We start from the raw sequence: 8,343 nt of genomic DNA on the forward strand, positions 1-8,343 counted from the left end.
CCATAGACGATACGCTGATGCAGGAACTCGAGGTTTCGCTCGACGATTCACATGCGAGCAAACCGGCGGCGAAGGCGCCGTCATCGCTCGACGACGAAATGACGAAGCTACTCGGCGAACTTGCCAGCCAGAAGCGGTAGCAAAAGTCAAATCCGGCAACACGGATTGGGCATCGAGGAGGCACGGCCGCGCCCGCACAAAATGGCCGGTCGCCCGGCCATTAACGATTCCGGGACGATCGTTCGCGGGTCAGTCGTCGCGATAGACCTTCTCGCGGCGCTCGTGGCGCTCCTGCGCCTCGATCGACAGGGTCGCGATCGGACGCGCATCGAGCCGCTTCAGGGCAATCGGCTCGCCAGTCTCCTCGCAATAGCCGTAAGTGCCTTCATCGATGCGCTGGAGCGCGGAATCGATTTTCGAGATGAGCTTGCGCTGACGATCGCGGGCGCGGAGTTCAATGGCTCGGTCGGTTTCCGAGGAGGCGCGGTCGGCGAGGTCGGGATGGTTGGCGTTTTCCTGCTGCAGGATTTCGAGGGTTTCGCGCGCTTCGCGCAAAATGTCGTTCTTCCAGGCGACGAGCTTCATGCGAAAGTAGGATTTCTGCCGTTCGTTCATGAACGGCTCGTCTTCGGAGGGTACGTAATCGGCGGTAACGATGTCGTTCATTCGACTCACCCAACAACCCCAAATTTGGCGCCTATATATTCGCGCAGAGAAGCCTGCACAAGCGCAATCGGCGACCGTTTCACGCAAATGTAATATCGGGCTCACAGCTGACCATGATATCTTTATGCTTGCGGGCGGAACTCGAATTCATCCATGATTCGTTGTGGTTGAAGGCTATTGGCCATTGTGCGCCATGCCTTTCTCGTGGCTAATCCCATTGTGCCAACAAGGCATTTTGGGGGAGCGGTGAGCAAACTCTACCTGTTGAGACATGCCAAGGCCGGATGGGCGCTGCCCGGCGTACGCGACTTCGACCGTCCGCTCGATGCCTCCGGCATCGCCGATGCCGAGGCGATCGGGGCAGCCATGCGCAGCCGCAACTACGTGCCCGACCTGACCCTTTGCTCCAACGCAAAACGGGCTCGCCAGACCCTGGAGGGACTGGCCGGCCAGACAGATACCGGGCGGGTGCTGTTCTTCGACACGCTCTACAGCGAGGACGCCGCCGGCTATCTCGCCATCATCCGCGACAATGGCGGGGCGGGCTCGCTTCTGGTCATCGGCCACAATCCGATGACGGAGGATCTCGCCATGGCGGTTTCGGGCGACGGCGAGGAAGCCGCGCGTGGCATGCTGAACCACGGTTTCCCCACCTCGGGCCTCGCCGTCGTGCGCTTTCCAGGCGATCTTGCCCATGCCGAGCAAGGCAGCGGCTATCTCGAGGCCTTTCTGACACCGGCCGATCTCTGAGACGCAAATTGGCGGCGCCATTCCAAACCGCCGCCTGAGTGCCTATATCGGGAACCGACCGGCCCTCAGAGAGCATGTTTTGGCATCATCGCTGACCACTTTCACCGACGAGGCGAAGATCGCTCTCGACACGCTCTCAGGGCGCGCCGCCGAGCTCTTTTCGCCGTCGCTGAGGCTGGGGGTCACCGGCCTTTCCCGCGCCGGCAAGACGGTGTTCATCTCTGCGCTTGTCCACAACCTGATCCATGGCGGGCGCCTGCCGCTGTTCGAAGCGCAGAAATCGGGGCGCATCGCGCGCGCCTTCCTCGAAGAGCAGCCCGACGATGCCGTTCCCCGCTTCCAGTACGAGGATCATGTCGCGGCGCTGGTCAACGACCGTGTCTGGCCAGACTCGACGCGCGCCATTTCCGAGCTCCGGCTGACCATCGAATACGAATCAGCTTCCGGCTGGAACCGTATGTTTTCGGCTGGAAAATTGTCGCTCGACATCGTCGACTACCCAGGCGAATGGCTGCTTGACCTGCCGCTGCTCGGCAAATCCTTCGCCGATTTCTCGCGCGAGGCGATGGAGATGGCGGCACTGCCCGTGCGCGCCGATCTATCCGAGGGTTGGCGGACGCTCGCCGCTCAGATCGATCCCAACGCCGATGCCGACGAGATGACGGCGCGCCGGCTTGCCGAGGCCTTTTCGGCCTATCTCAAGGCGTGCAAGCTCGACGAGCGCGCGCTGTCGACCTTGCCGCCCGGCCGTTTCCTGATGCCCGGCGACCTCGACGGCTCGCCCGCGCTGACCTTCGCGCCGTTGCCGGCACTGGCCGAGCGGCGGCCCCGCCCCGGTTCGCTGCAGGCGATGATGGAGCGGCGCTACGAGGCCTACAAGACGCATGTGGTGAAACCGTTCTTCCGCGAGCACATCACGCGGCTCGACCGCCAGATCGTGCTGATCGACGCCATGCAGGCGCTGAACGCCGGCCCGGCCGCCATGGCCGACCTGGAGCGTGCCGTCACCGAAATCCTCGCCTGCTTCCGCCCCGGCCGCGGTAATTTCCTCACCGACCTGTTTTCACGGCGCATCGACCGTATCCTGGTGGCGGCAACCAAGGCCGATCACCTGCATCATGTAAGCCATGACCGGCTACAGGCGATCGTGCGCCGGCTTGCCGACCGCGCGGTGGCGCGGGCGAACTTCACCGGCGCCGATGTTGACGTGGTCGCCATGGCGGCGGTGCGCGCCACCCGCGAGGGCACGGTCAAGCAGGGCCGCGAGACCTTGCCCGTCATCATCGGCATGCCGCTGAAAGGCGAGAAGATCAACGGCGAGGCATTCGACGGGAAGACCGAAACAGCCATATTTCCCGGTGATTTGCCGGAGAAAGTCGATGCAGTGTTTCGAGCCTCCGAAACGCAGCCGCCGGACGGCGGCGAGCTGGCGATCCGCTTCGTGCGTTTTCGCCCGCCGAAGCTCGAACGCACGGCCGAGGGCGTGACGCTGTCGCTGCCGCATATAAGGCTCGACCGCGCGCTGCAGTTCCTGATCGGAGATCACCTCGCATGAGCGCGCCCCGCAGACCCGCTGCCTTCCGCATCGAGCCGGAAGCGAGCCAGGAGGCGCCGAAGCGCCACGCCGAGGCGGAGCCTGCGCGCAAACCGCGCGCGGCGAAGGCCGGTGCCGCCGTCGTCATTCCTTCCGAGATCGACGTCTTCGACGAACCGAACCTGGTCGCGGCCGAACCGCCGCCGGCCAGCGCGCCGCGCAAGCGTTCCCTGCTCGCCCGCCTGTTCTTCGGCGCCGTGGGCGTGCTGGTTTCGCTAGCGGTCGGCCTGTGGACGGACCAGCTCATCCGCGACCTGTTCGAACGCGCCGAATGGCTGGGCTGGCTGGCCGCCGGCATGGCGGCGATCGCGGTGTTCGCGCTCATCATCATCCTGGTGCGCGAATTCCTGGCCATTGCCCGCCTCGCCGAGGTCGAGAAGCTGCAACGGCGCGCGCTCGACGCCGTCTCCAGAGACGACCCGAAGGCTGCGCGCTCCGTCGTCGACGAGCTTTCTGCCTTCGTCGCAGCCAAGCCGGAGACCGCGGCCGGCAGGCGCTCGCTCGCCGGGCTGCGCGGCGAGATCATCGACGGCGGCAATCTGGTGCGGCTCGCCGAGACCGAGATCCTCGGCCCGCTCGATGCCCGCGCCAGGGTGATGATCCTCGAAGCGGCAAAGCGTGTGTCGCTGGTCACAGCTGTTAGTCCGCGCGCCCTCGTCGACGTCGCCTATGTCGTGTTCGAGGCCGGGCGGCTCATTCGCCGCCTCTCGGAGCTCTATGGCGGCCGGCCGGGCACGCTTGGCTTCTTCCGGCTGGCGCGCAGCGTCCTTGCCCATCTGGCGGTCACCGGCTCGATCGCCGTCGGCGACAGTTTCGTGCAGCAGATCGTCGGTCACGGCCTTGCCGCGAGGCTTTCGGCGAAGCTCGGCGAAGGCGTCGTCAACGGCATGATGACGGCACGAATCGGCATCGCGGCGATGGAAACGGCCAGGCCCCTGCCCTTCATCGCCGTCAGGCGGCCGGGACTGAGCGATTTCCTCTCCGCGCTGACATCGTTCGCGGCAAGAAAAGACGGTGAAACTTCGGCCTCCGGCAAGTAATCGGCGCGGCCAAGTGACGAAGCATTAACCAATCTTGTTCATGGTCTGACACGTCTAGCAAACAGCGTCCTTGCTGCCGGGTGTCGTCTATGAAAAGTGTAAATCTGTCCTGCGTCCTGTCTTTCGCGGTCGCGGTTGCGGCACCTTTGAGTTTTGCCGAAAAGGCCTTTGGCGCAGAGCCCGACAAGCAGTTCTTCCAGTCGGTCGAAGGCAGGTGGGTCGGCCCGGGCGAAATCGTCGCCGGCAAGTACAAGGGCACGAAATTCACCTGCAATTTCAATGGCACGACGCCTGACGGCAAGACCGGGATGACGCTCGACGGCGATTGCCGGGTCGGCGTGTTCACGCAGAAGATGTCCGCGACCGTCGAACGCAAGGGTCGCGAAGGCTACAAGGGTAACTTTATGGGTGGATCGTCCGGCAATGGGCTCGACATTATCGGCGGCAATGTCGTCGACACCCAGAAGGTCGTGTTCACCATCAACCGCAATCAATTGAACGGTGTCATGCAGGCGCGCATCCCGGACGACAATTCGATGACGGTGACGGTCGCCGTGCGCGTCAACAAGCAGTTGGTGCCGGTGATCGGCATGAGCCTGAAGCGGGTCGACACAGTCGAGGTCGGCTCGATCGCTCCGAACTGATATCCAACAACAGCAACGAAAAAGGCGGCGGCCTCGGGCCACCGCCTAGCCCGTTTCGATTCGGACGCTCAGCCCTTGATGGCGGCGGTCACTTCGTCATAGGCCTTGCAGGCCTCGGCCAAAGTCGAGGCGTCCTTGTACTTGTCCGTCACAGCCTGCACCTTGGCCGACAGGTCGGCTGCCTTGGACGGATCCTTGGTGATCGCTTCCTGCAGCGCGGCAGTCATGTCCTGCGCCTTCTTGGTCGCCATTTCGGCGGTGCACTCAGGCGCCTTCGAGCAGGCCGAACCAGCAAGCGCCGCAACACCCACGGCAACGAGCAAAAACTTCTTCATGTCAGTCATCTCCTCAAAAAAAGGCAGCGGCTTGATCGCCGCTCCCTCCCATGGCCGAAGCCAAGCGTCCCTTAACTGTCGATTGTGGCAGCACGCAACGCGTGCACCGCATAAACTTGTGTAACGCGCCTGCAACACAGGCAGAGGCCGGATTCGTGTTGTTTGCCGCCGGTCGATGCCCCTAGCCTTGCCTCCCGACCCCACGACATGCGAGGTAGCCTGCAGAAACGGAAAAGGCGGCATGGCGGCGGAAACATCAGGCAGCGATCTGATCCAAGTGGTGGCGCTGCTCGCGGCCGGCGTGGTCGCCGTCCCGATCTTCAAGCGCATGGGGCTCGGCTCCATCCTCGGCTACCTCGCCGCCGGCGTGGTCATCGGCCCGTTCGGCCTTAGAGTCTTCTCCGAATCGGAAGCCATCCTTCACGTCGCCGAGCTCGGCGTCGTCATGTTCCTGTTCATCATCGGGCTGGAGATGCAGCCGTCGCGGCTCTGGGGGCTGCGCCGCGAGATCTTCGGCCTCGGCGCGCTGCAGGTCGGCGTCTGCGCGGCGCTGCTCACCAGCGTCGGACTGGCCGGCGGCTTTCCGGTTGCGCAATCCTTCGTCGCCGGCGCCGGTTTCGTGCTGACCTCGACGGCGATCGTCATGCAACTTCTGGAGGAACGCGGCGAGATCGCGACACCCAAAGGCCAGCGCATCGTTTCCATCCTGCTGCTGGAGGATCTGGCGATCGTGCCGCTGCTGGCGCTGATCGCCTTCCTGGCGCCCGGCGGTGCCGAGATGAGCCTGTCGCAGCGGCTGACCGAGGTCGGTATCGGCCTTGCCGCGATCGTCGGCCTGGTGGTGGCCGGCCGTTATCTGCTCAATCCGTTCTTCCGCATCCTGGCGGAAGCGCGCGCCCGCGAGGTGATGACGGCGGCCGCGCTGCTGGTGGTGCTGGGGTCGGCGCTTGCCATGCAGCTTTCGGGCCTGTCGATGGCGATGGGTGCGTTCCTCGCCGGCGTACTGCTTTCCGAATCGACCTTCCGTCACCAACTGGAGGCCGACATCGAACCGTTCCGGGGCATACTGCTCGGCCTGTTCTTCCTTGCTGTCGGCATGTCGCTCGACTTGCATGTTGTGGCCGCCAACTGGCGGCTGGTGGCCATCTACGTCGTCGCCTACATGGTGATGAAGGCGCTTGGCATCTACCTCGTCGCCCGCATGCTGAAGACCGGTCACCGTGAGGCGCTGGAACGCGCCGTGTTCATGGCGCAGGGCGGCGAATTCGCTTTCGTTCTGTATTCGGCGGCGGCTGCGGTCGGCATCATCGACGGCCAGGCCAATGCGACGCTGACGGCAATTGTCATCATTTCCATGGTACTGACGCCGCTCGCTATCGTTGCGCTGCGCTACGTGACGCCGCGCGACGAGCAGTCACTCGAAGGAGTCGATGTCGCCGAAGGCCTTTCCGGCAGCGTGCTGATCATCGGCTTCGGCCGTTTCGGCCAGATAGCCTCGCAGCCGCTGCTGCTGCGCGGCATCGATGTCTCGATCATCGACAACGAGGTCGAGATGATCCAGGCTGCGGCCGATTTCGGCTTCAAGGTCTATTACGGCGACGGCACCCGGCTGGACATCCTGCACGCGGCCGGCGCCGGGCGGGCGCGTGCGGTGCTGATCTGCGTCGACAAGCCGGAAGCGGCGGTCCGCATCGCGCAATTGATCAAGGCCGAATTCCCGCTGGTCACGATCCTGGCGCGCGCCTTTGATCGCGGCACCGCCCTGCAGCTCATTCGCGCCGGCGTCGACTACCAGCTGCGCGAGACATTCGAATCGGCGCTGGGCTTCGGCGGCTCGGCGCTCGAAGCGCTTGGCGTCGATCCGGAAGACGTCGCAGAGGTGATCGAAGATGTCCGCCGCCGCGACACCGCCCGCTTCGAGACGCAGCTGGCAGAAGGAGTGCGCGCCGGACAGCGCTTCCTGAAAGGCAATATAGGCACGCCGATCCCAACGCCGCTGACGCCGCCGCGCCGCACCGGCCAGGCGCTCAACGAGGAGACGGCCGGCGTGCTGAGCAAATCCGAGCCCGCGGAGGAATAGAGAGATGGCTGAACTGGACAAACGGGCGCTCGCCGTCACCGCATTCTGGCGCGATGCCGGCGAGGATGCCTGGTTCGAGAAGAACGATGCCTTCGACGCGGAATTCCGCAACCGGTTTCTCGACCTGCACTTCGCCGCCGCACGGCGCGAATGCGACGACTGGTGTGAACACGCCGAGGGTTCGCTGGCGCTGATGGTCCTGCTCGACCAGTTTCCGCGCAACTGCTTTCGCGGCACCGGCCATATGTACGCAACCGATCCGCTGGCGCGCCATTTCGCCGGCAAGGCGATCGCCGCCGGCCATGACCTGGCGCTCGAAGAGGACATTCGCTTCTTCCTCTATCTGCCCTTCGAGCATTCGGAGCTGCTCGTCGACCAGGCGCGCTCGGTGGAGCTCACATCCACCAGTGCCCAACCCTATCTGAAATATGCGGTCGAGCACCGCGAGATCATCCAGCGCTTCGGCCGCTTCCCGCACCGTAACCGCATGCTTGGCCGCGAGACGACACCGGAGGAACAGGCCTTCCTCGACGACGGCGGCTTTTCCGGCTGACTTCAGCCAACTGCCGCCGTCGGTCCGCTGTTCCTATTCCAGCCACCAGTCGCGGCCGGACGGCAAGCGCTCGATGCCCGAAATGTCGACGGTGCCGAGGCGTTCCGAGACGCTCTTGCCGCCTATCGCCAGCTCCGGCGCGATTTCGGCCAGGGGCGCCAGCACGAAGGCGCGCTCCAGCATGCGCGGATGCGGCACGTCCAGACCAGTCTCGTGGATGATCCGGTCGCCGAACACCAATATGTCGATATCGATCAGCCGCGGCCCCCAGCGCTCCTCGCGCACCCGCTTCAGCCGGCGCTCCGCGTCGAGGCAAAGGTCGAGCAGTTCGCGCGGGGCGAGTCCGGTCGTGATCGTGGCGGCGGCATTGAGGAAATCGGGCTGGTCGAGCTTGCCCCAGGGCGGCGTGCGGTAGAGCGAGGACACAGCGACGACGCTTGTCTTGTCGTCGCCATCCAGAAGGCGCAGTGCTGCCGCCATCGATCGGGCGGGATCGCCAAGATTGCCGCCAAGGCTGAGGTAGACCGTGTTATTCGGGCCAGACAACTGTCACCTCGACATGGTCGAGCACGCCGGGCACCGGCGCGTTGGGCTTGCGCACGGTGATCTCGGCTCTCTTGATTTGCGGAAACCCCGCCGTCAGCGCCTTGGCCACTTCCAGCGCCAGCGCCTCGATCAGGA

Annotated in this window: 10 protein-coding genes; 6 read left to right on the forward strand and 4 right to left on the reverse strand. The window is 64.6% G+C overall.

Annotated elements, in window-relative coordinates:
- Positions 1 to 249: 249 nt before the first annotated feature.
- The gene (gene dksA, locus EOA33_RS15815; protein WP_126054771.1) at positions 250 to 666 is read right to left on the reverse strand and encodes an RNA polymerase-binding protein DksA; all 417 of its coding nucleotides are present in this window, start codon (positions 664 to 666) and stop codon (positions 250 to 252) included.
- A 246-nt stretch (positions 667 to 912) separates the two neighbouring features.
- Here dksA and EOA33_RS15820 point away from each other — a divergent pair, with 246 nt between their 5' ends.
- From EOA33_RS15820 to EOA33_RS15835, 4 genes are all read left to right on the forward strand, one after another.
- Positions 913 to 1,416 carry a histidine phosphatase family protein gene (locus EOA33_RS15820; protein WP_126054772.1) on the forward strand — a complete coding sequence of 168 codons (504 nt, stop codon included), beginning with the start codon at positions 913 to 915 and terminating at the stop codon, positions 1,414 to 1,416.
- Between the two features lie 79 nt (positions 1,417 to 1,495).
- Positions 1,496 to 2,971, forward strand: a complete 1,476-nt coding sequence (locus EOA33_RS15825; protein WP_127406023.1) for a YcjX family protein — start codon at positions 1,496 to 1,498, stop codon at positions 2,969 to 2,971.
- Positions 2,968 to 4,050, forward strand: coding sequence for a TIGR01620 family protein (locus EOA33_RS15830; protein WP_126054774.1), 1,083 nt, complete (start codon positions 2,968 to 2,970; stop codon positions 4,048 to 4,050). The genes EOA33_RS15825 and EOA33_RS15830 overlap by 4 nt, the downstream gene beginning before the upstream one ends.
- Positions 4,051 to 4,139: 89 nt before the next feature.
- Positions 4,140 to 4,694 (forward strand): hypothetical protein, encoded by a 555-nt coding sequence (locus EOA33_RS15835; protein ID WP_127406024.1) that lies wholly within the window; start codon positions 4,140 to 4,142, stop codon positions 4,692 to 4,694.
- Positions 4,695 to 4,762: 68 nt separating this feature from the next.
- On the opposite strand, the gene EOA33_RS15840 is transcribed toward EOA33_RS15835, so the two are convergent.
- Positions 4,763 to 5,029 carry a hypothetical protein gene (locus EOA33_RS15840; protein WP_126054776.1) on the reverse strand — a complete coding sequence of 89 codons (267 nt, stop codon included), beginning with the start codon at positions 5,027 to 5,029 and terminating at the stop codon, positions 4,763 to 4,765.
- A gap of 241 nt (positions 5,030 to 5,270) precedes the next feature.
- Between EOA33_RS15840 and EOA33_RS15845 the strand changes: the two genes are divergently transcribed.
- Together EOA33_RS15845 and EOA33_RS15850 are read left to right on the forward strand one after the other, a co-directional pair.
- A complete protein-coding gene (locus EOA33_RS15845) occupies positions 5,271 to 7,109 on the forward strand; it encodes a monovalent cation:proton antiporter-2 (CPA2) family protein (protein WP_127406025.1) in 1,839 nt (612 codons plus the stop codon).
- Between the two features lie 4 nt (positions 7,110 to 7,113).
- On the forward strand, positions 7,114 to 7,662 hold the full coding sequence (locus EOA33_RS15850) for a DUF924 family protein (RefSeq protein WP_126054778.1): 549 nt from the start codon (positions 7,114 to 7,116) through the stop codon (positions 7,660 to 7,662).
- A gap of 33 nt (positions 7,663 to 7,695) precedes the next feature.
- Here the strand turns inward: EOA33_RS15850 and folK are convergent, their stop codons facing one another.
- Together folK and EOA33_RS15860 are read right to left on the reverse strand one after the other, a co-directional pair.
- On the reverse strand, positions 7,696 to 8,208 hold the full coding sequence (folK, locus tag EOA33_RS15855) for a 2-amino-4-hydroxy-6-hydroxymethyldihydropteridine diphosphokinase (protein WP_126054779.1): 513 nt from the start codon (positions 8,206 to 8,208) through the stop codon (positions 7,696 to 7,698).
- On the reverse strand, positions 8,192 to 8,343 hold a 152-nt coding region (locus EOA33_RS15860; protein WP_190234281.1), incomplete at its 5' end, for a dihydroneopterin aldolase. The genes folK and EOA33_RS15860, both read right to left, overlap by 17 nt.

Source organism: Mesorhizobium sp. M4A.F.Ca.ET.050.02.1.1 (assembly GCF_003997725.1).
In the GTDB taxonomy this organism is placed as follows: Bacteria; Pseudomonadota; Alphaproteobacteria; order Rhizobiales; family Rhizobiaceae; genus Mesorhizobium.